The 24,105-nt window shown below is 72.2% G+C and carries 23 protein-coding genes and 1 pseudogene; 14 read left to right on the top strand and 10 right to left on the bottom strand.

Translation table 11 applies throughout. The annotated features are described in order from the left end of the window. The first annotated feature begins 37 nt into the window (after positions 1–37). The 6 genes from ACZ5Y0_RS29605 (at position 38) to ACZ5Y0_RS29580 (ending at position 6,555) form a co-directional block, all read left to right on the top strand. Positions 38–1,063: a beta-ketoacyl-ACP synthase III gene (locus ACZ5Y0_RS29605; protein ID WP_469131744.1), complete on the top strand. Its 1,026-nt coding sequence runs from the start codon at positions 38–40 to the stop codon at positions 1,061–1,063. A gap of 56 nt (positions 1,064–1,119) precedes the next feature. Next, entirely contained in the window at positions 1,120–1,272 is a 153-nt protein-coding gene (locus tag ACZ5Y0_RS29600) for a hypothetical protein (RefSeq protein WP_469131743.1), read from the top strand. An 83-nt stretch (positions 1,273–1,355) separates the two neighbouring features. Continuing rightward, positions 1,356–2,606, top strand: coding sequence for a beta-ketoacyl-ACP synthase II (gene fabF, locus ACZ5Y0_RS29595; RefSeq protein ID WP_469131742.1), 1,251 nt, complete (start codon positions 1,356–1,358; stop codon positions 2,604–2,606). Between the two features lie 425 nt (positions 2,607–3,031). After that, positions 3,032–3,526: a hypothetical protein gene (locus ACZ5Y0_RS29590; RefSeq protein ID WP_469131741.1), complete on the top strand. Its 495-nt coding sequence runs from the start codon at positions 3,032–3,034 to the stop codon at positions 3,524–3,526. Between the two features lie 244 nt (positions 3,527–3,770). Beyond that, positions 3,771–6,014 carry an MMPL family transporter gene (locus ACZ5Y0_RS29585; RefSeq protein WP_469131740.1) on the top strand — a complete coding sequence of 748 codons (2,244 nt, stop codon included), beginning with the start codon at positions 3,771–3,773 and terminating at the stop codon, positions 6,012–6,014. Positions 6,015–6,141: 127 nt separating this feature from the next. Next, on the top strand, positions 6,142–6,555 hold the full coding sequence (locus tag ACZ5Y0_RS29580) for a DUF6197 family protein (protein ID WP_469131739.1): 414 nt from the start codon (positions 6,142–6,144) through the stop codon (positions 6,553–6,555). Positions 6,556–6,849: 294 nt separating this feature from the next. Here the strand turns inward: ACZ5Y0_RS29580 and ACZ5Y0_RS29575 are convergent, their stop codons facing one another. Beyond that, the gene (locus ACZ5Y0_RS29575) at positions 6,850–7,734 is read right to left on the bottom strand and encodes a sigma-70 family RNA polymerase sigma factor (protein ID WP_469131738.1); all 885 of its coding nucleotides are present in this window, start codon (positions 7,732–7,734) and stop codon (positions 6,850–6,852) included. 70 nt (positions 7,735–7,804) lie between these two features. Between ACZ5Y0_RS29575 and ACZ5Y0_RS29570 the strand changes: the two genes are divergently transcribed. From ACZ5Y0_RS29570 to ACZ5Y0_RS29560, 3 genes and pseudogenes are all read left to right on the top strand, one after another. Continuing rightward, complete coding sequence (locus ACZ5Y0_RS29570) at positions 7,805–8,281, top strand: carboxymuconolactone decarboxylase family protein (protein WP_469131737.1); 477 nt, start codon at positions 7,805–7,807, stop codon at positions 8,279–8,281. Between the two features lie 552 nt (positions 8,282–8,833). Beyond that, the gene (locus tag ACZ5Y0_RS29565; protein WP_469131736.1) at positions 8,834–9,823 is read left to right on the top strand and encodes an ArsR/SmtB family transcription factor; all 990 of its coding nucleotides are present in this window, start codon (positions 8,834–8,836) and stop codon (positions 9,821–9,823) included. 286 nt (positions 9,824–10,109) lie between these two features. Then, positions 10,110–10,241 (top strand): annotated as a pseudogene (locus ACZ5Y0_RS29560) (peptidase inhibitor family I36 protein); the annotation flags it as partial. 152 nt (positions 10,242–10,393) lie between these two features. Here the strand turns inward: ACZ5Y0_RS29560 and ACZ5Y0_RS29555 are convergent. From ACZ5Y0_RS29555 to ACZ5Y0_RS29545, 3 genes are all read right to left on the bottom strand, one after another. After that, complete coding sequence (locus tag ACZ5Y0_RS29555; RefSeq protein ID WP_469131735.1) at positions 10,394–13,102, bottom strand: FAD/NAD(P)-binding protein; 2,709 nt, start codon at positions 13,100–13,102, stop codon at positions 10,394–10,396. Continuing rightward, positions 13,102–13,461, bottom strand: coding sequence for an alpha/beta fold hydrolase (locus ACZ5Y0_RS29550; RefSeq protein ID WP_469131734.1), 360 nt, complete (start codon positions 13,459–13,461; stop codon positions 13,102–13,104). Before ACZ5Y0_RS29550 ends, ACZ5Y0_RS29555 begins: the two co-directional genes overlap by 1 nt. Positions 13,462–14,165: 704 nt before the next feature. After that, positions 14,166–15,164: a GlxA family transcriptional regulator gene (locus tag ACZ5Y0_RS29545; RefSeq protein ID WP_469131733.1), complete on the bottom strand. Its 999-nt coding sequence runs from the start codon at positions 15,162–15,164 to the stop codon at positions 14,166–14,168. A 143-nt stretch (positions 15,165–15,307) separates the two neighbouring features. Between ACZ5Y0_RS29545 and ACZ5Y0_RS29540 the strand changes: the two genes are divergently transcribed. Both ACZ5Y0_RS29540 and ACZ5Y0_RS29535 read left to right on the top strand, forming a co-directional pair. After that, positions 15,308–16,174 (top strand): S1 family peptidase, encoded by an 867-nt coding sequence (locus ACZ5Y0_RS29540; protein WP_469131732.1) that lies wholly within the window; start codon positions 15,308–15,310, stop codon positions 16,172–16,174. A gap of 73 nt (positions 16,175–16,247) precedes the next feature. Then, positions 16,248–17,225: a GlxA family transcriptional regulator gene (locus ACZ5Y0_RS29535; RefSeq protein ID WP_469131731.1), complete on the top strand. Its 978-nt coding sequence runs from the start codon at positions 16,248–16,250 to the stop codon at positions 17,223–17,225. Positions 17,226–17,813: 588 nt separating this feature from the next. Here the strand turns inward: ACZ5Y0_RS29535 and ACZ5Y0_RS29530 are convergent. Continuing rightward, positions 17,814–18,461: a TetR/AcrR family transcriptional regulator gene (locus tag ACZ5Y0_RS29530; protein ID WP_469131730.1), complete on the bottom strand. Its 648-nt coding sequence runs from the start codon at positions 18,459–18,461 to the stop codon at positions 17,814–17,816. Between the two features lie 229 nt (positions 18,462–18,690). On the opposite strand from ACZ5Y0_RS29530, the gene ACZ5Y0_RS29525 reads away from it, so the two are divergent. Together ACZ5Y0_RS29525 and ACZ5Y0_RS29520 are read left to right on the top strand one after the other, a co-directional pair. Beyond that, entirely contained in the window at positions 18,691–19,080 is a 390-nt protein-coding gene (locus tag ACZ5Y0_RS29525) for a VOC family protein (RefSeq protein WP_469131729.1), read from the top strand. Positions 19,081–19,305: 225 nt separating this feature from the next. After that, positions 19,306–20,169 carry an alpha/beta fold hydrolase gene (locus tag ACZ5Y0_RS29520; protein WP_469131728.1) on the top strand — a complete coding sequence of 288 codons (864 nt, stop codon included), beginning with the start codon at positions 19,306–19,308 and terminating at the stop codon, positions 20,167–20,169. Between the two features lie 399 nt (positions 20,170–20,568). Here ACZ5Y0_RS29520 and ACZ5Y0_RS29515 read toward each other — a convergent pair whose 3' ends face one another. Further along, entirely contained in the window at positions 20,569–20,754 is a 186-nt protein-coding gene (locus ACZ5Y0_RS29515) for a hypothetical protein (RefSeq protein WP_469131727.1), read from the bottom strand. 390 nt (positions 20,755–21,144) lie between these two features. Next, entirely contained in the window at positions 21,145–21,501 is a 357-nt protein-coding gene (locus tag ACZ5Y0_RS29510) for an STAS domain-containing protein (RefSeq protein WP_469131726.1), read from the bottom strand. A 203-nt stretch (positions 21,502–21,704) separates the two neighbouring features. Here ACZ5Y0_RS29510 and ACZ5Y0_RS29505 point away from each other — a divergent pair, with 203 nt between their 5' ends. After that, positions 21,705–22,184, top strand: a complete 480-nt coding sequence (locus ACZ5Y0_RS29505) for an ATP-binding protein (RefSeq protein ID WP_469131725.1) — start codon at positions 21,705–21,707, stop codon at positions 22,182–22,184. A 403-nt stretch (positions 22,185–22,587) separates the two neighbouring features. Here the strand turns inward: ACZ5Y0_RS29505 and ACZ5Y0_RS29500 are convergent, their stop codons facing one another. The 3 genes from ACZ5Y0_RS29500 to ACZ5Y0_RS29490 are packed head-to-tail and all read right to left on the bottom strand — an operon-like array spanning position 22,588 to position 24,074. Beyond that, complete coding sequence (locus ACZ5Y0_RS29500) at positions 22,588–23,052, bottom strand: DUF3618 domain-containing protein (protein ID WP_469131724.1); 465 nt, start codon at positions 23,050–23,052, stop codon at positions 22,588–22,590. Next, positions 23,049–23,468 (bottom strand): phage holin family protein, encoded by a 420-nt coding sequence (locus ACZ5Y0_RS29495; protein ID WP_469131723.1) that lies wholly within the window; start codon positions 23,466–23,468, stop codon positions 23,049–23,051. The genes ACZ5Y0_RS29500 and ACZ5Y0_RS29495 overlap by 4 nt, the downstream gene beginning before the upstream one ends. 18 nt (positions 23,469–23,486) lie before the next feature. Then, positions 23,487–24,074, bottom strand: a complete 588-nt coding sequence (locus ACZ5Y0_RS29490; RefSeq protein ID WP_469131722.1) for a hypothetical protein — start codon at positions 24,072–24,074, stop codon at positions 23,487–23,489. Positions 24,075–24,105: the final 31 nt, after the last annotated feature.

Here is a 24,105-nt window from a genome sequence, read left to right as displayed (position 1 = left end):
TGGCCGTCCTCGACCGTCCGTCCCAGGGAGACCCATCGTGTCCGGACCCATCGTGTCCGCACCCTCCGTGCTCCGGCCCGCCACGGGTGCGGCGTACGCCCGCATCACCGGCGTGGGCGGCTACCGGCCCTCTCGCGTGGTGCCGAACCAGGAAGTCGCCGCCCGCATCGACTCCAGCGACGAGTGGATCCGCGAACGCTCCGGCATCGCCGAACGGCGCTGGGCGACCGACCAGGAGAGTGTGGCCCTCATGGGCGCCGCGGCCGCGGAGAAGGCGCTCGCGCACGCCGGAGTCACCGCGGACAGGATCGGCTGCGTGCTGGTGGCCACCTCCACCCACTTCCGCCAACTGCCCGCCCTCGCCGCCGACATCGCCCACCGGATCGGCACCGCGCAGGCCGCCGCCTTCGACCTGTCCGCGGCCTGCGCCGGCTTCACCCACGCCCTGGCCATCGCCCACGACCTGGTCCGCGGTGGCAGCGCCGAACATGTCCTGGTGGTGGCGACCGAGCGGATGTCCGACCTGATCGACCACGACGACCGCGCCACCGCCTTCCTCTTCGGCGACGGCGCCGGAGCCGTCGTCGTCGGCCCCAGCGACACCCCGGCCATGGGCCCGGTGGTCTGGGGCTCCGACGGGGCACAGGGCGACGCCATCGACCAGAGCGCCTCCTGGCTCCGCCTGCGCCACGGCCGGCCGCCGCGCTTCCCCGCCCTGACCATGCAGGGCCAGAGGGTGTTCCGCTGGGCCGTCTACGAGATGGCCCGTGCCGCACGGCAGGCCCTGGACGAGGCCGGCGTGGACGCCGCCGACCTCGAGGCGTTCGTCCCGCACCAGGCCAACCTGCGCATCGTGGAGGCCCTCGCCACGACACTGCGCCTGCCCGCACACGTGGCCGTCGCCCGCGACATCGTGCACACCGGCAACACCTCGGCGGCCTCCATCCCCCTGGCGATCGAGCACATGCTGGCCTGCGGAGCCGCCCGCAGCGGCGCGCTCGCCCTCACCATCGGCTTCGGCGCGGGCCTCTCCTACGCCGCCCAGGTGGTCACGCTGCCCTGACGCCCGCCCCGCACCTCTCCGCAAACCCGTCCGTCCGACCCCGCCCAGGAGTTGCCGTGAACGTGACGACCGTAGAGCCGCAGACCGACCCGCTCGCGCTCGGCGAGCACGACCGCGCCACCGGCACCGGTGCCGACCGGCCGGGCGGGGCGCCCGAGGAACTGACCACCGTTCTGGACATCATGGCCCGCATCTTCCGGGCCGTCTGACAGGTCTTCGGCCGTCCGACCAGGACGTGTCCGGGCGGGGTGCCCGCCGGACCACGCGATTCCCACCTCCAGGAGAGACCACGATGACGCACGCCGGCCGCAAGGTGCTTGTCACCGGGCTCGGAGCCACCACACCGCTGGGCGGCGACGCCGCCTCCACCTGGCAGTCCCTCCTGGCCGGCCGCTCCGGCGCCCGGCCGCTGACCGAGGCGTGGGCGCGCGACCTCCCGGTGCGCATCGCGTGCCCGGCGGCGAGCGACCCCGCGCCCCTCATCGGCCCGGCCCTGGCCCGGCGCACCGACCGCTCGTCGCAGTTCGCGCTCGTCGCGGCCCGGGAGGCCTGGCGGGATGCCGGCCGGCCGGTCGTGGACCCCACCCGGCTCGGCGTCGTCATCGCCTCGGGACTGGGGGGCCTGACCTCGCTGCTGACCTCCCACGACGTGCTCAGGGAGAAGGGGCCGCGCCGCGTATCCCCGCACACGGTGCCGATGTTCATGCCGAACGGCCCGGCCGCGCACGTCGGCCTCGAACTGGGCGCGCGGGCCGGAGTCCACACCACGGCCTCCGCCTGCGCCTCGGGGGCCGAAGCGGTGGGACACGCCCTGACGATGATCCGCTCCGGCCGGGCCGACGTGGTCGTCGCCGGGGGGACCGAGGCTCCCCTCCACCCCCTGATCATCACGGCGTTCGCCAACATGATGGCCATGTCGGGGCGCAACGACGATCCCGAGGCCGCATCCCGCCCTTACGACCGCGACCGGGACGGGTTCGTGATGGGCGAGGGTGCCGGCATCCTGGTCCTGGAAGCCGAGGAGCACGCCCGCGCCCGTGACGCGCGCGTCTACGCCGAGGCGGCCGGCGCCGGCCTGACCTCCGACGCCCACCACATCGCCCAGCCCGAACCCGAGGGCCGGGACGTGACGCGCGCCGTACGCGCGGCCCTCGCCGACGCCGGCAGCGCCCCGCAGCAGGTCACCCACGTCAACGCCCACGCCACCTCCACGCCGTTGGGCGATCTCGCGGAACTCGCCGCGCTGCGCCGGGTGATGGGTCCCCACGCCGACCGGGTGCCGATCTCCGCGACCAAGTCGATGACGGGACACCTCCTGGGCGGGTCCGGGGCGGTGGAGTCGGTGGCCGCGGTCCTGGCCCTGCACCACCGCCTCGCGCCGCCCACCATCAACGTCGGCGTTCTCGACGAGCGGGTCGACCTGGACGTCGTCCGCGACAAACCGCGCGAACTGGCCCCGGGCCCCGCCGTCGTGCTCAACAACTCCTTCGGTTTCGGCGGCCACAACGTCTGTCTGGCCTTCCGCGGTACCGGTGACGCCTGACGGGAGCGGACCGCCCCGCGGCGCCGAACCGGGCCGGACGGGCGGCCCCCGTCCGGCCCGACCGTGCCGTTCAGGCCAGCAAAGGGCAAGATTTTGTAAAGTCCGGCCGCGTGCCCGGCGGCGAAAGCCCAGCTCAGCCCGCGATGACGGATGGCGGCTCCCCGACGGCCGACGCCAGGTTCAAGCCGCGTCACGCAACCACCCACCGGCGTCCCGGAGCACGCTCTAGCGTGACGGACACGCTGTGGCGTAACGACAGGCATGACCTCCGCGGTACCGGCAACCGACGCAGCCATAGGGACGATGAAGGACGCCACCTTGAATCCCGCCGTTTCCCGCCTCGTCGACCCCGATCCTTCGCCGCACACCGGCATCTGTACGCCCGGTTGCGGACGGGTGAGCACTCCGGGCCTGTCACGACGGTCATGACGTCGGCCGCCGCCGTCCCGTCGGAGCGCTACTACGCCCGGATAGTCGCGCGCATCACCGCACTCGCCGGACAGGGCTGCACCGCCCCCACCATCGCCCAGGTCCTCCAGCGCGAGGGCTACACGATGGCTCCGGGCCGCAGCGATCCCCTCAGCCTGACCACGGTGCGCCGCCTGCTGCGCGAGAACGTCCCCCCGGTCCGTCGCCGGCCGGCCCCGGCTCCCGAGGAGATCCTGGCGGCCGACGAGTGGTGGCTGCGGGACCTGGCCGCGGAACTGTCGATGCCGTACATCACCCTGTACGCCTGGGCCCGTCGGGGCTGGGTCACCGTGGCGCGCCAGGAGAGCCGCCCCCCGTACCGCCTCATCCTGCGCGCGGACCACGGCGAGCTGGCCAGGCTCCGCGCCCGGCGTCCCGGTGCCGGCGGGGGACCGGCAGGAGCCGGAACCGTCGCCGGGGGGTCGGCGGAACCCGGCGCCGCCGCCCCCTGAACGCCCTGCCCGCGCGCCGGCCGCCTCCCCGTCGGCGCCGGCGCCGGCGCGCTCTGCGTGCTCTCCGGCGACCGCGCGCCAAGAATCCTCCCGCAAAGATGTTGCGTCATCGATGTCGCATCACTCATGATGGGACATCGATAACGCATCATCGTTGCTTCGACATCGAAATGCGCCGTTCCTGTCTGGCTTCCGTCGGACGGCCCGCCCCCGCGAGCGGCGGACCTCGACCCCAGGAGTAGAAGTGAAGAAAATCGCCCACCTCGCCGTTACACGGCCCAAAGCTGTGATCGCCGGCTGGCTGCTGCTGCTCGCCCTGGCCGTCCCGTTCGCCCTCCAGCTCGAAGGCGCCCTGAAGACCGGCGGCTTCTCCGACCCCCGCGGAGAGTCCGTCAAGGCCCAGCGCACTCTGGAGCGCGCCTTCGACGAGGCCCCCAACTCCCTGCTCGTCGTCCTGCACAGCAAGGACGGCACCGTCGAGAACGCCATCGCACCGGCCCGCGAGGCCGTGCAGCGCGACGGGGTCTCCGCCGTCACCGACCGGTCCACTCACCCCGAATGGCTCTCCGAGGACGGCCGCACCACCTTCCTCCAGGTGGGCTTCACCAGCGACAACACCACCGTCCAGAACCTCGTCCCCGACCTGGAGGACGACGTGCGCGAGGCCGTCGGCGACAAGGTCGAGGCCGACGTCACCGGCGCTCCCGCCCTGGACTACGCGCTGAACGTGCACTCCAAGGAAGACGTCACCCGCGCCGAGACGATCGCCTTCCCGGTCCTCTTCATCGTGCTGCTGCTGGTCTTCCGCTCCGTGGCCGCGATGGTCGTCCCCCTGCTCATGGCGGGCGTCACCCTGATGCTCACCCAGGCCATCGGCTACGGGATGACACAGTTCACCGACGTCAACAGCCTCTTCACCAACATCGTCAGCATGGTCGGCCTGGCCGTCGCCGTCGACTACTCGCTCTTCGTCATCAAGCGCTTCCGCGAGGAACTGGCCGACGGGCACCCCGTGCCCGACGCCCTGGACCGCACCATGCGCACCGTCGGCCACTCCGTGGTCTTCAGCGGCCTGGCCGTCGTGGTCGCCCTCTCGGCACTCTTCATCCCCCGCGCCATGTCCTTCACCAGCATCGCCCTGGGCGGCGTGGCCGTCTCCCTGGTCGCCGTGGCCATCGCCGTGACCCTGCTGCCCGCCGTACTGAGCCTGCTGGGCCACCGCATCAACTGGGGCACCCTGCGCCGCCGCAAGAACACCACCGAGACCACCACTCCCCGCCCGGCCGGCACCCACGACCGCCCCGGCAACCGCTTCACCCGCCGCCCCGGACTCGTCCTGGCCGCCCTCGCGGTCGCCTTCGCCGCACTCGCCGCCCCCGCCGCCCAGCTGACCCTGCGCGTCCCCGTCGCCAGCGCCGACATCCTGCCCGCCGACGACAGCGCCCGCATCGGCATGGAGCGCATCAAGCAGGACATCGGCGTACGCGAGATGTTCCCCGTCCAGGTCGTCCTCAGCGCCGACCGCGACCAGTCCGACGCCCTCCTCAAGAGCGCCACCGACATCGCCTCCTACGCCCGGTCCGCACCCGGCGCCGACAAGGTCCAGTCCGTCGCACCCTTCTCCCGGGGTCTGGCCGACCCCGCCTCCCTGGACGCCGCCGACCGCACCGCGCTCGACCAGCTGTGGACCCGTGACGGCGACACCCTGATCACGCGCGTCATCGTCACCCCCGACGCCGACCCCGACAGCTCCTCGGCCCACCACCTCGTCGACGACCTGCGCGACCACCTCGACGACCGCACCCAGCCCGAGGTCACCGCCCGGCTCGCCGGCGCCACCGCCACCGGCTCCGACTTCGACGACCTCGTCCTGCGCTCGGCCCCCCTGGTGGTCCTCTCCGTCGCCCTGCTCAGCTTCCTGATCCTGCTCTACGCCTTCCGCTCGGTCCTGCTGCCGCTGCTCGCCCTGGCCTTCAACATCGCCGTCGTCGGCGCCAGCCTCGGCTTCCTCGCCCTGCTCACCGGCAACGACGACCACTCCATCAACAGCGTCACCCCGCTGATGCTCTTCGCCGTGATGTTCGGCCTGAGCATGGACTACATGGTGATCATGATCTCCCGGATGCGGGAGACCTACCTGGGCGGCCTCTCCCACCGCCAGGCCGTCCTCGGCGGCCTCGCCCGCACCGCCGGCCTCGTCAACGGCGCCGCAGCGATCATGGTCGCTGTCTTCGCCTCCTTCACCAGCGCCCAGATCAGCATCGTGCGCGAACTCGGCATCAGCCTCGCCGCCGCCGTCATCCTCGACGCCGTCGTCATCCGCCGCCTGGTCATGCCCGCCGCACTCCTGTTGATCGGCGACCGCACCTGGGGCCGCCACCGCCGCGCCGCGCAGCAGCCCGCGGCGCCTGAGCCGGTACCCGCCACGGCCGCGGCGGCCGACGCCAGGAGCGAGCACCCGCGGCTGGCCGGCCACACCAGCCGGTGACCTGACCGCCCACCGACTCCCCATCCAGAACACGCTGCGCCGACCGCCTCACCTCCCCGGGCCGACGGCGCAGCGGCCATGTCAGCCACCGAGAACGACACCCCGCCACGCCAGGGAGCCCGACCTGATGAGCACGGCCCTGTACCACCCCGACATCACGGACCTCACCCCACCGCCACCGGTGCACGCGGGCGACGAGATCTTCCGCCGAAGCGCCCTGCTGATCGCTCGACGAGGCTGGTGCCAAGGACAGGGCCTGCTGTACGTCGGATCCCCCCACGACCCGCAGGCGGCCAGCCTGGTAGGCGCCCTCGCCTGGGCGGCCACCGGGGACGCCCGGTCCCGCAGCCCGGAGGAGGGAGCCGCCCTGGCCGCCGTACGCGCCCGCCTGGACCCCGAGAACAGCGCCCTCTTCAGCGACCGGGAGCTGCTGTGCGCCTGGAACGACACCCCGGCCCGTACCCGCGACCAGACCATCGCCCTGCTCCTGTCGTGCCGTTACCCCACCCTGCCCTATCCGGCCCCGTTCGGGGGCGGGTGAGGGGGATCATGCGGTCGGTGTACGGGTCGGAGGCGGCGGTGACCGAGGTGGTGTCGCCGCATCCCTCCCCCGGACACCCGGTCGCCGGCACAGGCCTCGCGGCGCCAACCCGCCGCGCTGGAGAGCCACGGCCGGCGCCGCCCCGTGGGCCGGCTGGTGGGACGGTCTTCCGGCCGACCGGGCCGGGAGGGGCCGACCGGCCCCGGAGCACGGGCCCGCTTGCCACGACGCACCACCAGACCGTCGCACCCCCCACAACATGACAAGCCGTCAGGCGGTCAGGCGGTCAGGCGGTCAGGCGGTCAGGCCCAGCGTGGTCAGACGGTCGGGATCACTGAGGATGTCGAGGCCGGTGATACGGCCGTCCCGGATGGTGAACGACATGACGGACAGTGGCCGGCCCTCGGCGAACGAGACGACGCCCGGTGTGCCGTTGACCAGGACGAGGTGTGCGTCCGCCGCGAAGCGGGCGAAGGCGATCGCCTGTGAGGCCACGTCGGCTGCGCCGCGCCGCAGGATGCTCGGGACGAGCGTGCCGCCGTCGGAGCGCGCGACCACGTCCGGGTCGAGGACGGCCAGGAGTGCCTCGAAGTCGCCGCCGCGGGAGGCGGTCAGGAAGGCGTCCACGACGTCGCGTTTACAGGCGGAGTCCGTGTCGGCCGCCGGGGCTGCGCCCTGCACCCGACGGCGGGCGCGGCTGGCGAGCTGCCGGGTGGAGACCGTGGTCCGGCCGAGGATGGGGGCGATGTCGTCGAAGGGCACGTCGAACATGTCGTGCAGGACGAAGGCGAGTCGCTCGGCCGGGGAGAGGGTCTCCAGAACGATCATGAGTGCAATGCCCACGGAGTCCGCGATCAGGATCTCCTGCTCGGGGTCCACGCCGGTCGGCGCGGTGACGACCGGGTCCGGAAGCCGGACGGAACCGTCCCGCTCGGGCAGCGGATCCTCACGGCGCGCGGTACGCGAGCGCAGCATGTCCAGGCAGATCCGGCCCACGACCGTGGTGAGCCAGGCCCCCAGGTTCCTCACGTCGCTCACATCGGTGCGGCTGAGCTTGAACCACGCCTCCTGGACGGCGTCCTCCGCCTCGGCGAGCGACCCCAGCATCCGGTAGGCCACCGCCCGCAGGCCGGGCCGTTCCGCCTCGAAGCGGTCGGCCAGAAAAAAGTTCTCGCTCACCTGTCACACCCCCGCGTCCCGATCCGTCGGTCCAGTGACAGACGCTAACGGATCACCAGGAGAGCATCAGATGAACGCCCCGATCACCACCACTGCCCGGATGAAGAACCCCGCTCTGGTCCTGCCGGACGCCATGAAGGGCATCCAGAACATCTACCAGGCCATGTACCAGGGCGGCGTGTCCCCGCAGATCCTTGAGCTGGTCCACCTGCGGGCCAGCCAGATCAACGGTTGCAGCGCCTGCGTGTTCGCCGGAGTGGCTGGCGCGAAGAAGCACGGCGAGAGCGACGAACGCCTTCACGCCGTGGTCGCCTGGCGCGAGGCGCCGTTCTTCACCGACGAGGAGCGCGCGGCGCTGGCCCTGACCGAGGCCGCCACCCGGATCGCCGACCGCTCCGGCAAGGCCGTCCCCGACGAGGTGTGGAACGAGGCCGCGGACCACTTCAACGAGGAGCAGCTCTCCGCGATCATCCTGATGATCAGCCTCACCAACTTCTTCAACCGCATCAACACCACCATCGAGGAGCCCGCCGGAACCACCTGGTGACGGGCGCTGCCGACCTGTCGACAGGGCCATGGCGCATGCCCGCCCCGAACGGCAGCGCCGGAGGCGGAGTTCCGCCTCCGGCGCTGCCGCGGGCCCGAACGAAGTCGTACGCGGGAGCGGCGCTGCCCGAACTGGTACTCGTGGGCAGAGCCGACCCGGCGCAACAGTGCACGCAGTCGTGATCCTCGCGTCGGCCCCGATGAGACATGACGTCCACGACAGGTGCCGGCTGGAAAGCGGAAGTCCAGCCGATCAGCCGATAAATGGCCTCCGCCACCTCGGAGTCGAGCGGTTTTCCGCCGTTCTCGGGGCGAGTCGACTGTTCCCGGCTCGTCTTCAGTGCCGTCGGGGCGCCGGGGAGACGAGCCTTCGCCCACGCACGGGGTGAAGCCGTCCCCCCCGCGGACACCGTGTGTGCCGCATGGCGGAAGGTCCGGAAAGGGCGTCGCAGGCCCTCCTCGTGCCGTCCGACAATGTTTCGGTCGCCACGAAGGCGGCGGCCGGGGCCGGCACCGCACCCGAGGTGTCCCCGTTTCGTGATGGGGGTGTCTGGTGCTGCGCATTCATTTCACCGCTGAGGATCTCGCCCGTACTCGGGTAGCCAGCAGCATCGGGGCCGCCGCGGAGACGTATTACGGCCTGGAGATGCTGTGCCGGCGTTCCCTCCCGCTGCCCTTCCAGCGGTGGCGCGCCACCGTGGCCGGCCGACTCGGCGAGGACGCCGGTCCCCTCACCACCTTGCTGCCGACCCGAGGTCCGGGCCTCGACCTGCTGGCGCTGGCCGGCGACTCACCCGACATCGACCACGCCGTGGAGGCTCTGCTGCGGGCACCCCGCACCCAGGTACGCCGTGAGCTGGAAACCGTCGCCGTCGCGCCCGCCCACATGTCATGGGCGCGGGCCGTCGCCGACGGGGACGCCGACGCCAGGCGGTTGCTGGCGGCCGGACTCGTGGCCTGTCACCGGGTGACGCTCGCACCGTACTGGGAGGCCTCACGGTCGCGGCTGGACGTCGTACGCGCGCAGTACGCCCGCACGTTCCTGGAAGGAGGAGTCGACGCCCTGTTAGCCGCTCTGAGCCCTCCGCTGGTGCGCTGGCGCCCGCCCGTACTGGAGGTGCGCTACCCCCGCCCGATCGAGGTCCACCTGGGCGGCAGAGGACTGACTCTGGTGCCCGCCCTGTTCTCCTGGCGCAATTTCAGCTTGCTGTACGACCCGTACGACGACACGTCCGTACCGCGGCTGACCGTCCCGGCAGTGACCGACCCGGTTACCGGCGAGGCGCTGTGGCGCCCCAGGGGCCCCGTGGCCGACGACGCCCTGGGCGCCCTGCTCGGACGCACCCGGGCCGCCGTGCTGCGCAGGACCGCTGACGGTTGCAGCACGACTGAACTGGCAGCGCGGCTGGGCGTCTCCCTGCCGGCCGTAAGCCAGCACACCAAGGCGTTGCGCGACGCACGCCTCATCACCACCAGCCGTCGCGGTGGTTCCGTAGTGCACCTGGCCTCTTCCCTCGGTCGGGAACTGCTGGACGAGGACTGACAGCGCAGGTCGGTACCCGACGCCCCGTCCTGCGGCGGGCGCCCGACCGGGCAACCCGGAGCGTTCATGTCGTTCCGGCGTGTCCGGGGTTGCTCGGTACCGCAGTCCTGGAAGCACGTCGTCTTCGCCAAGGGGAGGACACACATGACCGCTTCACCCGCGCCACCCGGGGACCGGGGACCAATTTCCGTCCCCACCGCGCGCTGGAGCGCGCAGCGATTCCGCTGAGGGCCGCGGGGGTGGCTTTCGCCACGGCGCGGCCACCCGCGTAGGCGATCCCGCACAGTGCGCCGACAACCGGCTGTGCGCGTGGTGCGACGACAGCTACTCCGGCATCTTCACCCCCTACACGGCACCCACGCCGACGCTCGGCGGCGACAACGACAGGTTCGACTCGCTGTGGAACCGCAAACAGTGAGGAAAAGTCAGTTTCGGCCGCCGGGCTCTCGAGAACCTGCGTCGCCGCCACCGCGAGTGCCTGCGCACGCTGCGGCGGCAGAAACACACGCCCCAACCCGACAGCCCTGTACGCGGCGTTCGTCTGCCACTGGAAGAGGCGGCCTGGCTCTGTCAGGCGGAGCAGGTGCGTTCGGAGGGCCTGCCGATGACCGCCGGGTCACGTCGCTCCGCACGCCGCCCGCGCACCGACTCCAGTCGCCGCCGGTCGAGCGGCGACGGGCGGCGGTCCAGCCGCGCGGCGAGCAGCCGTGCCGCCCGGTCGTACTCGCCCCCCGCGATCAGGGCGTGCAGCAAAGTCTCCTCCACCACCTCCTGCTGGGCCTTGCTCGCACCCACGCGCGCGACCAGGGGCAGCAGCGGCCGAAGCCGCCGTACCGCCTGCCGCCAGTCCTCCCGGACCACGGCCGACAGCGCGTCGCACAGCGGAGCGACCACCAGCGCGAACACCCCCTGGTGATGATTCAACGCATGGGCCCGCAGCCGCCCGAGGGCGTGCAGGTCCCCGGCCGCGGCGAGGGCCAGCGCGCCGTGCAGGGCGGCGAAGCCCGTCGCCGGTGCGTCCAGCCAGTGCCGCGGAGCCGCGTCCAGCAGTTCGGCGACGGGCAGGCCGCCCCTCCAACTGTCCGTCATGCGCGCCCGCCACAGCAGCGAGGCGGAGTCGACGAGCAGTCGGCCTCCGCTCACCCGGGAGACGACGAGTTCCCGGCGGTAGCGGCGCAGCAGCGCGGGGCGGTCGTCGAGCGACAGCTCGTGCAGGGCGGCGTGCCAGGCGATGTGGGAACGGTGGCCCGCCCCGTCCCCGTGACGGCGAAGCCACTCGTCCAGCCAGGCCAGGCCGGCACGGTGCTCGCCGGTCTCGTAGTACACGTGTGCCCGGGCGTGGACGGCGTGCCCGGCGCGGGGCTGTGCGGTGAGCGCCCGGCAGGCCAGGGCCTCGGCCTCTTCCCAACGCTCCTGTTCCTGCCGGACGAAGGCGAGCTGCCCCAGGTACCACCAGTCGTCCCCGTAGGTTCCCGTCAACCCCTCGACCAGCGCCCAGGCCTCCTCGGCGCCGGTCACCCCGTTGAAGGAGACGGTCGGTACGGCCGCGCTCACCGCCAGGGCGTCCCGGGGATGGTCGGCGATGTGGCCCAGCAGGGCCGCCTTTCCCCTCTCCTCGCCACCGGTCAGGCAGGCGTCCACCGCGGCGACCAGGCCGCGTTCGCGGTCGTCCGCCCGCACGGCCGCGGCCCGACGGGCGGCCGCCAGCGCCGAGGGCGTTTCGCCGGCGCTCCCGCACTCGTGGCCGAGCAGCGCCAGCGCCGCGTGGCCGACGGCGAAGTCCGGGTCGACGCCGACGGCTTTCGTCAGCAGCGCCTCGGCGCCGAGGCTGCCCGCCAGGATGCGCTCCAGGGCCTGGTCGTACAGCTCCGCCGCCTCGGGTGACGTGCTCAGACGCTGCCCGTAGCGGTCGGTCGGTCGGGGGGCCCGGCGGTCGGTGAGCGTAGCCAGCACGTCGCCGGCGACTTCGGCGGCCTGCGCGCGGATCTCCGGAACGGCGGTCGTCTCCAGCAGGTTCCCGCGTCGCGCGGCCCCGATCGTCCACAGCCGCAGGACCGGGGCGCCGGCCGCGGGCACCAGCCGTCCGTCGCGGGAGGTGTCGAGCCCCAGACCGGCGGGGCCGGTCCGGCCGTAGCCCCGCTCCAGCACGCAGCGGACCAGGGGATCCGCCGTGCCGGGCGGGCCCGTCCGAGCCCCGGTGCAGTTGATCACCGCACCGACCCGCAGCCGTCTGCCGTCGCTGAGGGCGACCGCCACCGCGTCGTCGACCGGCGCGGCACGGACCACCTCCCCGGCGCCGATCCGCAGCCGGCCCGACGCCAGCAGCTCGCGGAGTGTGGCGGCGGTCGCGGGTGCCATGCGGTGGCGGTGCACCTCCCAGGCCCGCAGGTCCTCGCCGAGGAAGCGGGCACGGTCGGCCGCGGGCAGTTGCTGCCACAGCGCCGCCGTCAACGGGCGCAGCCCGTCCAGGGCGGGGCGCCAGTCCCCGCAGGCGCGGCGGGTGGCGGAGAGGTGTCGTCGGACGCCGCGGCGCAGCGCGTCGAGACCGCGTGAACCGTCCAGGTCCGGCGGCTCGGCCGGCGGGGCCGCGACGGGCAGGTGCTCCTGGGGAAGGAGCCCGTGGCGGGACACCGCGTGCAGCACCCGGTCCGGGCGGGCGAGCGTGGCGGCCAGGTCGACCATGGTCAGGCCGGTGCCGACGAGCAGGACGTCCCCCTTCTCGGCGGGGCCGTCGAGCGCGCCCGGCGCCCAGGGGTCGGCGACGAAGCGCCCGGAGGCCCTCAGTTCGGCGCCGGCCCAGTCCTGTGCCGGGGCGAGGTTGCCCAGCGCCAGTACGGCCGCGTCCACCCGCAGCTCACCGCCGCCGGCGAGCCGCAGCACCAGTCCGGATCCCCGCCCGCGGGCGGCGACGACTCCGTCCCGCACCCGGTGCAGGCGCGTGTGCCCGCAGGCGTCGGCGGTGCGCTCGACGATGTCGGTCAGGTACTGCCCGTACACCTGACGGGGAACGAAGTCGCCGGGTGTCGTGTGCGGGTGCCGGTCCGTCAGCCAGCGCAGGAAGTGCCCGGGGTCGTCAGGGAAGGCACTCATGCGGCCGGCGGGCACATTGAGGAGGTGGCGCGGGTCGGACGTGCCGTAGGCGACACCCGGCCCGGTTCGTGCGGCCGGGTCGATCAGCCATATCGCGACCGCCCGGCCGAGCCTGTCTGCCTGACGCATCAGCTGGACCGCCGTCAGCGACCCCGCCGCGCCGGCCCCGACGATCGCGACGCGGCGCATCAGAGCCGACCTCGCCCGCCGGCGGCGTCGGCCGAGGCCGCACCCGCCGGCACTGCGATCACCGCGAGCGCCGACCCGTCGGCCTCCTCGATCACCGCGAGCGCCGACCCGCCGGCCTCCTCGATCACCGCCTCGAGGTCCTGGGTCTCGCGGATGAGGGCGTACCGCGGGGAGCCTGCCCCCTGGCCGCGTCCCGGACGGCCGTGGACGCAGGTGGCGCGGTGCGGCGCCGGTTCGGGCACGAGCGCCTCGAGGACGGCGTGGTCGCGCAACGATCCGTCGAGGAGCACGATCGGCGGGCCGTCACCCGCCTTCTGGTAGGCGCCCGTGGTGCCGTCACGGGATACGACCTTGCACATACGCACTCCTCACGCCGAACGCCAGAACGCCGAACGGAGGCATCCCACCTCCCCGCCTGGCGGCATCGTCGAGCGTCTTGCTGGAAGACGGGTCGAGGAACGGTCGCGAGGCGCCTGTGCCACGCTCACCCACCGTGGGTGACGGCTGCCTCCCGCCGCGCCCCTTTCCCGCCCGGCCGTACCGTTCCTGCGTCGTCCGAGGTGGTTGCCGGAGACCCGCTCGCCGCGTTCGGGAGGTTGTCGCCTTCGCGATGTCGGCCGGGAGGAGACCCACGTCCGCCGAGTGGCCGGGCCCGTCGTCAGCGGCTGCGATCAGTCGGGCGAACTCCTCATCGGAATGCGCCGAGCGCAATTGCCCGATCCGGTGATCGGCGCGGAGAAGACGGTCGAAGAGTTCGTCGCGCGAGAAGACGCGCGGCCGTGGCGAGTCCACGTCTTGATTCCAGTGCGCGACAACGCCGCGGTGCCGGCTGACCCGAACAGCGGCCGCAGCCATTCCCCAAGCTCTTGTTCACGTACTGACCGAGCTGTCGGAGCCGCGTATCAGCCATGGGCCCGGCGCGTTGCCCGGATGCAGCGCGGGCGGGGAACCACACCATGCGCGAGCGCCCGCAGTATCGCCCGCAGTGCCTGCTCCCCTGTCACCGCCACCCCTGCGGCCGGCCCCGGGCGTAGGGCCGGAGAGCCACCGGTAGTGGTGCCACTCAGTGCCGGTCGGGTTCGTCCCGCTCGGCCCAGGTCAGGGAAGCGGCAAGGGAGCGGAAGGCGTTGCGGTAGATGCCGGGGGTGGTGCCGGTGCAGCGGTGGAAGTGGTGGCGCAAGTTCGCGGGTGTGCCGAGACCGGTGCGGGCGGCGATGCGCTCGATGGGGTCGTCGGTGCGTTCCAGGAGCCGCTGAGCAAGCTGGAGGCGGGCGCGGAGCAGGTACTGGAGCGGGCTCAGTCCGGTCTCGGTGCGGAAGCGCCGGGTCAGGGTGCGTATGCCGAGCCCCGTGCGGTCGGCGATCTCGGCGAGCGTCAGCGGATGCTGGAGGTTGGCCTCCATCCACCGGATCGCCTCATCGAGGCTGCCGTCCGAGGGGGCGAGGGCCGTGGCCGGGACGTCACCGACGGGGTCGTCGGCCGGCGCGTGGAGCTGGAGGAAGGCCTGTCTCTCGGTTTCGACGACCACGGGTTCCCCATGGTCGAGAGCGATCAGGTGGAGACAGAGATCGAGCCCACCCAGCACCCCCGCCGCGCTGTGGAAGGGGCCGTGCGACACGACCGCGCCGTCGGGATCGACCTCGACGCGGGGGTACAGGCGCGCCAGTTCCTCGGTGTGCCGACGGCTCGTGGCGGCGCGCCGCCCGTCGAGCAGACCGGTGGCGGCGAGAACGAACGTGCCGGTACCGACCGCGCCCATGCGGCAGCCACGCGCGGCAGCGGCACGCAGGGCGTCGGCCACGGCGGCCGCGGGTTCGTCACGAAAGCCCGCGCAGCCGGGCAGCAGCACGGTGTCGGCGTCTTCCAGTCCCTCCAGACCCCACGGTGTCCCGATACGGAAGGGGGCGGGGCCGCCCGTGCTCTCGAAGCCCGGCGCGGCACAGATCCGCAGGTCGTAGTCGACCCATGGGTGGTGTCTGGCAGCGGCGCCGAACGCCAGTCCGGGAGTGGTGAGTTGGTGCCCCGGAACTCCGTCGAGCACCAGAACAGCGATCAGTGGCATGTCCCGAATTTAGCCGAGAGTGACATGCGGGCGGCTGTTTCGGGCGGGGCCCTGCCCCAAGGATGGGGATCAGCACGGAGCCCGGACGCGAGGCCTCCCGCCCGGCCCGTGCCCCATCCTGTGCCCCTTCCGAGAGGACTGACATGCGTCTCCCCCCTGCTCACCGCACCACCCCCGATCCCCGTTCCGCACGCCGACGCGGCCTGACGGTCCGCGCCGCGGCCGCGGCCGGCGCGGCCGCCGCGCTCGGCGCAACGCTCATGACGGGCAGCGCAGGCGCCATCGTCAACGGCGAGGCGTCTACGGAGAGTTACTCCTTCATGGCGTCGATCCCCCTGTCGGTCCCCCTGGAGGACGGGGTGGTGTTGAAGGCCCAGTGCGGTGCGACGCTGATCGACCGGCAATGGGTGCTCACGGCCGGTCACTGCATGGACCCGGATCTCGGGGTCTCCCAGGAGGGACTGGTCCGTGTCGGCAGCGAGCGCCGTACGTCCGGCGGCACCGTGCGCAAGGTCGACAAGGTCGTCATGCACCCGGGGTACGCCCAGGGCGAGTCCGGCGCTCCCAACCAGGACGACCTCGCGCTGGTACGCCTGGACCGCCCGGTCGCCCAGAAGCCCGTCCGGATCGCGAAGCAGGCGGGGCCGGTGGGCACGCCCACCCGGATTCTCGGCTTCGGTACGGTCGTAGGCGCCGATCTCCCGAAGGACTGGGTGTTTCCGGAGCGGCTCCAGCAGTTGGACACCCGCAGAGGATCCGAGGCCGAGTGCTTCGGCCGTGCCGGGGAAACCCGGCTGTGCACGGTGAGCCGCAAGCCGGATGCCATGGCGTGCAACGGGGACTCCGGCGGTCCGCAGCTGCGGCGCGCCAGGAACGGTCGCTGGGAACTCGTCGGGACGACATCGGGCGACGGTGACAACGACCCGACCTGTTCTACGGGGCCGGGTCTGTACACCAACGTGCCGGTATACGCGGACTGGATCCGGAAGACGATCCACGCGTCCGGCTGACACGGCGGCAGGTGCCGGGGAGCGGACATGAACCGCACGGCGGCACCCGCGCAGGCCTGGCTATATTCCGGACGTGTCAGTCATCGCCGTCCTCGCGCTCGACGGGGTCCCCGGCCCTCACCTCACCACCCCCGCGATGGTGTTCGGAGCTGCCTCCCGTGACCATCCGGAGGTGGGATACGAGGTGCGGCTCTGCGCCGCCCCCGGCCTCCGGGTGATCCGTTCGCCCGATCCGATGCCGGTCCGCCTGCCCTGGGGTCTGGAAGGTCTCGTGGGCGCGGATGTCGTACTGATCACCGGGCACCCCGGGCACCCCGGCCACCGTGGCGAGCCGCCGACGTCCGTTCACGCCGCGCTGCTCGCGGCGGCAGGCCGGGGAGTCCGTGTCGCGGCTGTCGGCACCGGTGTGTTCACCCTCGCGGCGACCGGACTGTTGGACGGGCGCCGTGCGACCACCAGCTGGCGCCACACCGGGGAACTCGGGGCGCGTCATCCGCAGCTCCGGGTCGACCCGCTCGGCACCGTGGTCGAGGACGGCTCCTTCCTCACTGCTGCGGGGATCTTCGGCGGACTGGACATCTGTCTGCACATTCTCCGTAGTGACCACGGTGCACGAGTGGCGGGGGAGACCGCCCGGGAGCTGATCACACCGCTTCAGTTCGATGCGGACCGGGTCCAGGACACCATCGAACGGGAGATCATGGACAGCGCCGGACTCGAACCGACTCTTCGGTGGCTGGAGAACCGGCTCGACCGGACCGTGACGCTCTCGGACATGGCCGCGCACGCACGGACCAGCCCGAGCAGCCTCACCCGTCGCTTCCGTACCCATACCGGTCAGACCCCCCTCCAGTACCTGCTTCACGTGCGCATCTCCGAGGCCCAGCGGCTGCTGAGGGAAACCGACATTCCCGTCGAACACATCGCCGCCCGCACCGGCTTCACCTCACCGGCTGTCCTGCGCCGTCACTTCCGCACCCTGACCGGAACCACGCCCTCCGCCTACCGCCGGACCCATCGCGCCGAGCGCACCTCGGGCGAACAGGGATGACCGGGGCCGGAGCGGGTTCGCGACGGCCGTGACGGCACGCCAGTAGGCGGTGCTCGGGTCGGACTTGCTCCCCTACGCCTCGGTGAACGCCGCAGGGAGATGATCCGCCACCGTGTCTGCCGGCGAGCCGCCCACGGACGGGTCGTACGGGGCGTAAGGCATCTCGTCCGTCCGGCGTTCGAGCCCGCTGCGTCTCCGGAGACTGGTTGACGGCCGAGTCGCCCGCGCAGGATGCCCTCCGGCCGGCGGGCGTACGAGGTGGCCGTTTGCGTGTGCTGCCAGCCGGCCCCAGGGAGCGCTTGCCGGAATTGAGCGGAGCCGCGGCGCCGCACCGCCGCCCCGGCAACCCGCTGGACCGGGCCGGCACCTACGGCGTCACCTCCGACGAGCTGCCCGCCGCCACGAACCTGCCCTCGACGACCACCGTCGTGCCCGGCACCGCTTACCGTCCGCTGTCGGCCTGTCGGCCTGTCGGCCTGTCGGCCTGTCGGCCTGTCGGCCTGTCGGCCTGTCGGCCTCGCTTCAGGGGCGCCCGGAGAACCGGTCCATGTCGGGGACAGCGCTGCCTTGCGGGCGGGGGGCGCCGTTCTAGGCGGTGGCGTAGTCGGACAGGGCGGGTTCCAGTAGGTCGAAGGCACGGGCGGCTTCGGCGGTGATGGTCTGGGCGATGTGGTCGTTGGGGTGTCCGGCGAGAGTGAGCTCCTGGATGCGGTGGAACAGGACACGGTGGACGGTGCCCAGCAGGCCCGCGACGGTCCGGACGGTGATGTCGTCGGGCTGAGCGCCGGTGGCCTGGGCGAGCGCCTGAGCGAGGTGGTGTTCGCGCTGGTCGTGCAGGCCGCGCACACAGGCGCTCAAGGTGGGACTGTCGGCGATCATGCGGGCGAACTGCCGGCCGGAGAACCCGGCGACCGGGTCCTGGGCGGCGACGGAGTCGGCGAAGACGCGGCGCAGCGCGGCCAGCGCTGATTCTCCTGGGTGTCGGGCGGCCACGGCTCCGGCCAGCGAGGCGGCGAACTGCTCCTGGTGGTCCAGTGCCAGGTCTTCCTTGCGGGCGAAGTAGTTGGTGACGGTCTTCTTGGCGACGCGGGCGGCGGCGGCGATCTCGGCGATGGTCGTCCGCTCGAACCCCTGGTCGATGAACAGCCGTGTCGCGTGGTCGGAGATGAGCTGCCGGGTCTCCTGCTTCTTGGTCTCGCGAAGTCCGGCCCCGGGGGCCGGCGTCTGGGTAGCCATGTCGCAATCTTACATCGGTAGCATCTTTATGTTGACACTAGCGTTGGCTCGGAGTAAGTTTATAACCGTCGTAACTTTACGGCGGGCAAATGCGGCACACGGGGGAGGGCGTACAGCCATGCGCGAGCGCACTCGCGACCTTGTCGCCTCAGCCGCCCCTGGGCGGCCACCGTCCGCAACGTCCCGCCGTGGCAACCGAGTCCGTCCCCAACCGCATCCAGGGAGTCCCGTGCAGTTCACCGCCTCCACCGTGTCGCTGACCGTTGACGACGTCACCGCTTCGCAGGAGTTCTTCACCACCCACCTGGGCTATGTCGTCCGGCAGGCCGCCGAGGGCTTCGTGTCCCTGTCGCACGACGACGCGGTCGACATCGTCCTGCTCGCCCGCGGTATCGAGGTGCTGCCGCCCGAGCAGCGCGAGCAGCGCGTCAGCGGTCTGATCCTGGCCTTCACCGTCGCCGCCGGCCTTCAGGAGCAGGAAGAGCGGCTGCGGGAGGCCGGGGTCCGCATCACCATGCCAGCGCGTCAGGAACCGTGGGGTGAGCGCCTGTTCCAGGTCACCGATCCCAACGGAGTGATCATCCAGTTCGTCGAGTGGGCTGCTCCCGAGCACGGCTGACCCCTACTGGCGCAGCGGATCTCGAGCCCGTCGCTCGACCCGCCCCGTTCACCCACCACCCGTCCCACCCCCGGTGTTGCTCGAAGCGCTGCCGGCCTCGCCGACCACCACCGTGGGCACGTTCGCCCACTTGCCCGCATCGCGGGCGCAGCCGGCTTCCAGCAACGGACCGTTCCCCACCCCCGCCGTACCGCCGACGCGGCGGGACCAAAGACGAGGAGAGACATGCAGCCCACATTCGTACTGGTTCACGGAGCCTTCGCGAACTCCTTCTCCTTCGCGCCGCTCCAGGCCGAGCTCGGCCTCCTCGGGCACCGTTGCGTGGCGGTCGACCTGCCCGGCCACGGTTTCGGCGCGACCTTCGTGCGCGCCTATCAGGCACCTCAGGATCTCCAGGGTCTCGCCGCCGCGACCGGTTCCCTCAAGGGGGTGACGCTCGCCGACAACGCCGCGCACCTGATCGGGGTCCTGGAACGGGCCAAGGAGAACGGGCCGGTGATCCTCGTCAGCCACAGCAGGGGCGGTATCACGGCCACCGCCGCCGCCAACGCACGGCCGGACCTGATCGACCGCATCGTCTATGTCGCGGCCTGGTGCCCGGTCGACCTGGACGTCAACGACTACTACGCCGAGCCGGAGATGGCCACCGTCGACGCCGCATCCCTGGGTCTGGCGGTGGCCGGGAACCCGGCCGAACTGGGTCTCCTGCGCGTCAACTTCCGCACCTCGGACCCCGACGCCCTCGCGGCCCTCAAGGCCGCCTTCCTCGCCGACGGGACCGACGACGAGTTCCTGACCTTCCTGAACACCTTCCAGCCCGACGAGAACCTGGACGTCGGCACGTCCGCCGACCGGGCGCAGGCCGCGACCTGGGGCCGCATCCCGAAGACCTTCGTCCGTCTGGCCGACGACGCGAGCCTTCCGCTCGCCATGCAGGACCGGCTGATCCGCGAGGGAAACGCGCTGACGCCGGACAACCCCTACGACGTCCGCACCCTCCGAGGCAGCCACCTGAAGTGGCTGATCGACCCGGCACCGGCGGCCCGAGCCCTGGGAGAACTCGCCGCGCTCACCTCCCGGTCCGCCTGATCACGAGCTTCCCTGTCCTCATGCGCGCGAAGGAGTGCCCGATCCGGGCGCGGGCCGTGCGAGGGGCGATGTCGTGTTCCTCCTGCCGGGCCGGGAGTTCGGCCTGGCGGGTTCGCGGTGGAGCGGCATGAGCGAGCCGGTGCCACGGCAGCCCTTGTCGGCTATGACCCTGGTGTGGTGAACGGCGGCCCGCGCGCCGGTGTTCGAGGCCGCCGACCTCCATGGCCAGGTCATCGTCGGGCCGCCCCGGTGACACCCGTGCGGACCGGCCGCGGGGCGAACTCGGCGTCGTCGGCGCGGCGCTCGCTCGCGGGACCCCGACCCCGGCCGCATGGTGGGGATCCGATCGGACCGGGGGCGTCGCGGCGTGGCGCGAGCCGGCGGGGAACGCCGTAGAAGTCATGCTTCGGCCATGAGGTGCCATTCGTTGATCTCTGCTACGGCCCGGCCGATGAGTTCGGGGTCGTCGTAGAACTGGATGCGCGCGTCGATCGCGCCCAGGTGGCGGAGTTCGTGGGGGCCGGGCATGCCGTCCAGGAGGGTCTGGACGTGCGGGGCGGGGTGGCCGACTTGTCGCCCAACCACCAGGGCTGGGGTGTGGAGCTGTCCGGCGGTCCGGTCCGCGCGGTGGGCCCAGCGGAGGAGAACTGGCAGGTGGGCCGGGCGGACACGAGCCGGTCCGGCTCGTCGGCGGTGCCGAGGACGGGGGCTCGTTCGACCTTTCCGGTGGCTTCGTACCTTTCACGGCCCCTGGCCCGCTTTCGAAACGTTCGGCGGCGGTGGGTCGGCCTTGGGACAGGCGTCACCTCCGGCGAACTGTGCGTGGCCGAGACGACCACCTTCCCGCTGACCGCCGTGGACCAGGCGTACACCGCCTCCACCAGTGGACACGTCCGAGGGAAGCTCGTCATCACCACCTGACCGAACACCCGCTCCGCACAGCGTGAAGGTCCTGGCCGCTCGGGACAGGCCAGGTCAGGCGGCGTTCTGTGCCGCGAGGGCGCCGTTCAGGGTGGGGTAGAGCGGGATGAGGTCGTCCAGGCCGACGATGTGGAGGAGGTCCAGCACGCGCGGCGGAGTGTGGGCCAGGCGCAGCCAGCCGCCGCCGGCCTGGGCGGCGTTGTTCGCGGCGACGAGGACGTTGATGCCGCTGGAGTCCATGAAGGTGACGTCGCGGAAGTCCATGACCGTGTACCGGGGGAAGCTGTCGTCCGCGGTGAGGGCCTGGCGGAAGGTGTCGGCGGTGGTGTGGTCGATCTCGCCGGCCAGGGTGAGGACGTGCACGCTGTCGGTGGTGGTGTGCTGGGTGACGGTCAAGGGGGCCTGACTCATACCGTTTCCTGTCCGTCGTAGGCGGGACTCGCCGCTACGAGGCCGCTGCCCACGCAAACGCATGACCCGGCACGATGTCAACCGCCGCCGGTCAGATCGGGCTGAAGCTCGCTCTTCGGGGAAGCCGACGGGTGGCTGTGGTGCCATGTGCCTCCGTACAGTGTGAACTTCGTGTGCTGATCACATGAGATGAGGTAGGGCGCGTGGAGCAGACCGCGGGGGACGAGGGACAAGCGGCCAAGGACCGCGACCTGCCGTCGGCGTCGGCCGCCTTTGACGGTGACTCCTCCTGTATCGGCGCAGCGCGGGATCTGGCCACCGGCTTCCTCGCCGAGGTGCAGGCCGTGCACGGGCTGCCGGTGTCGGAGCGGGCGATGGGCATGACGCAACTGGTGGTCAGTGAGTTGGTCACCAACGCGGTGAAGTACGCGCCGGGCCCGGTCATGCTCGACCTACAGATCGTCGGTGGCGCGGTGCGGGTGTCCGTGTGGGACGGCGATCCGGCCCTGCCCGACGTCGCGGCCACCGACCCGCAGCGGGTCGGGCGGCACGGCCTGGAGATCACCCTCGCCGTCAGCCAGAGCTACGAGGTCCACCGGGAGCCGGTCGGCAAACGCGTCACGGTGCTGATCGCGCTGGCCGACGACCCCGGTGGGAGCATCGCCGGTCGCACCGCGTCATAGGAGCCCGATCGGTCGTGTCCGGTGGGCCGGCCACGGGGTGTTCGCGATCCGTCCGGACGGCCGGTACGAGAACACCCCGATCGTCGGTGTGGTGTCGGTGGGCACGGTGCGTCGGCACGGTGCCGGGAGATCACCCACCATCGGGTCAGCCACAAACCGGCGGTGAGGACCGCGGCGGCCGGGGCCCGCCCATGAAGGGCATGCGTCGCGAACTCCTCCCACCGGTCCGGGCCGGCTGCGCGGGCCGCTGCCAGCGGCGCCCCGGCACCCCCGAGGGCGGGCGGGGCGCCGCTGGCAGCGGCTGTTTCAGCCGGGTCGGCTCCCGGTCAGGCGGCGGGCGCCGGCGGCTCGCGGTCGGCCTGGCGGGCGACCGGCTCGTAGGCGACTTCCGATGCCTTCACCCTTACTTCCTGCCCCGGCGGCGCAGCAGCAGCCAGGCGGCCACTGCCACGCTGCCGGCCACGATCAGCGCGGTGCGGTTGTCGCGGGCCGCCTGGACGCCCTGCTGGGCTTTGGAGCGGACCGGTTCGGGTGCCTTGTCCTGCCACACCTGACCGGCCTGTCCGGCCTTGGCCTTCACCTGCTCGGCGGCCGCGGCGGCCTTGTCCTTGACCGGGTCGGGCAGCTTGTCCTGCACCAGGTGCGCAGCCTCGGCAGCCTTCGCCTTGGCCTGCCCGGTCAACTCCGCGGCCTTGGCGCCCGCCTGCTCCTTCAGCGCGGTCGCCTTCTCCTGCGCGCGCGCCTTGACGTCGGTCTTGGCGGCCAGGTTCTCGACCGTCTCCCCGAGCTCCTGACGGGTCTGCTCGACCTGCTTGCGCAGCTGCTCCGGGCTGGAGGCGGTGGGCTCGTCGTGGGGCGGCTGGGTCATCGCTGTGCACTCTCCTTGATTTCGGCCACGTCGGCCTTGACGCTGTCGATGGTCCGCTGCGGTGCCGGTGGCGCGGCCTCGCTGATTTCCTTCTTGCCAGTGAGCGCGAGCACGGCGGTGATCACGCCGAGGACGGCGGTCACGATCAGGGCCGCGGCCCACACGGGGAGGGGAACGGCCAGCGCCGCGATGGCGGTGACGACCAGGGCCTGAAGCGTCAGGAAACCGACCAGGCCCGCTCCGCCGAACAGGCCGCCGCCCTTGCCGTACCGCTTGCCCTTCTCCTTCATCTCCGCCTGCGCCAGCCGCATCTCGCCGCGCACCAGCTCCGTCAGCTGCTGGGAGGCCCGCTGGACCAGATCACCCACGGGCTCCTGCGAGCCGCTCGAGCCGCGGTGGGAATCCTGAGTACTCATGTCGGATTGCCGCCTTTCTCAGCTGCCGGCAGTGGTCGGGTCTGGAGGGAGGTGTCCGCGCCGTTGCACGAGGCACTCCCCTCGTGCCCGGTACCCGGAGGGGGACATACCATCCAACGGAACTGCGATTCGGTGAATTTGCGGCTGGCACGGCGACAAGCGCCGGGCCAGGAGGTCCTGCCCGACCGTCACATCGGGCAGGGGCTCTCGTGTGCGACGGAAGCCGGCCGACGGCCCCTGAGTTGTCGACGGAGCGGCGGCCTGCCCGACCTCGCCTTTTACAGCGTCGGACCGGACCGCCTCCGTCGCCGTCGGTGTGATGGCGAAGTCCGCTGTCCGCTTCGCCCGCCCCTCGGCGTCCAGCACCGCTTCGTAGTCCAACTGGACCAGCGGGACGGCCCGCACGCCCCCGGCGACGCCGGAGGTGAAGCTCCACCCGGTGTGGGTGGTGGTGGAGTACGGGGAGACCTTGCCGTCGTTCCTGGTGTCGACGACCAGCCGGTAGGCACGTTTCTCGGGTGCCAGGTCACCCACACTGAGCGTGGGCCAGCCTTCGACCTTGGTCAGTTGCTTGTCACCTCGGGGGAACGAGATCGCCTGGTTCATGCCGGACCCGCCGCTGTGCGCGGAACGCGCG

This window comes from Streptomyces sp. NPDC033216, from assembly GCF_055577115.1.
Note: the sequence above shows the minus strand (reverse complement) of the source record. Positions and strands in the feature narration are given on the sequence as shown.

What these genes read in the sequence shown, in the direction of transcription:
- fabF (WP_469131742.1), top strand. Translation starts at nt 1,356, where the DNA reads ATGACGCACGCCGGCCGCAAGGTGCTTGTCACCGGGCTCGGAGCCACC.
- ACZ5Y0_RS29590 (WP_469131741.1), top strand. Translation starts at nt 3,032, where the DNA reads ATGACGTCGGCCGCCGCCGTCCCGTCGGAGCGCTACTACGCCCGGATA.
- ACZ5Y0_RS29580 (WP_469131739.1), top strand. Translation starts at nt 6,142, where the DNA reads ATGAGCACGGCCCTGTACCACCCCGACATCACGGACCTCACCCCACCG.
- ACZ5Y0_RS29570 (WP_469131737.1), top strand. Translation starts at nt 7,805, where the DNA reads ATGAACGCCCCGATCACCACCACTGCCCGGATGAAGAACCCCGCTCTG.
- ACZ5Y0_RS29555 (WP_469131735.1), bottom strand. Translation starts at nt 13,102, where the DNA reads ATGCGCCGCGTCGCGATCGTCGGGGCCGGCGCGGCGGGGTCGCTGACG.
- ACZ5Y0_RS29550 (WP_469131734.1), bottom strand. Translation starts at nt 13,461, where the DNA reads ATGTGCAAGGTCGTATCCCGTGACGGCACCACGGGCGCCTACCAGAAG.
- ACZ5Y0_RS29545 (WP_469131733.1), bottom strand. Translation starts at nt 15,164, where the DNA reads ATGCCACTGATCGCTGTTCTGGTGCTCGACGGAGTTCCGGGGCACCAA.
- ACZ5Y0_RS29540 (WP_469131732.1), top strand. Translation starts at nt 15,308, where the DNA reads ATGCGTCTCCCCCCTGCTCACCGCACCACCCCCGATCCCCGTTCCGCA.
- ACZ5Y0_RS29530 (WP_469131730.1), bottom strand. Translation starts at nt 18,461, where the DNA reads ATGGCTACCCAGACGCCGGCCCCCGGGGCCGGACTTCGCGAGACCAAG.
- ACZ5Y0_RS29520 (WP_469131728.1), top strand. Translation starts at nt 19,306, where the DNA reads ATGCAGCCCACATTCGTACTGGTTCACGGAGCCTTCGCGAACTCCTTC.
- ACZ5Y0_RS29510 (WP_469131726.1), bottom strand. Translation starts at nt 21,501, where the DNA reads ATGAGTCAGGCCCCCTTGACCGTCACCCAGCACACCACCACCGACAGC.
- ACZ5Y0_RS29500 (WP_469131724.1), bottom strand. Translation starts at nt 23,052, where the DNA reads ATGACCCAGCCGCCCCACGACGAGCCCACCGCCTCCAGCCCGGAGCAG.
- ACZ5Y0_RS29495 (WP_469131723.1), bottom strand. Translation starts at nt 23,468, where the DNA reads ATGAGTACTCAGGATTCCCACCGCGGCTCGAGCGGCTCGCAGGAGCCC.
- ACZ5Y0_RS29490 (WP_469131722.1), bottom strand. Translation starts at nt 24,074, where the DNA reads ATGAACCAGGCGATCTCGTTCCCCCGAGGTGACAAGCAACTGACCAAG.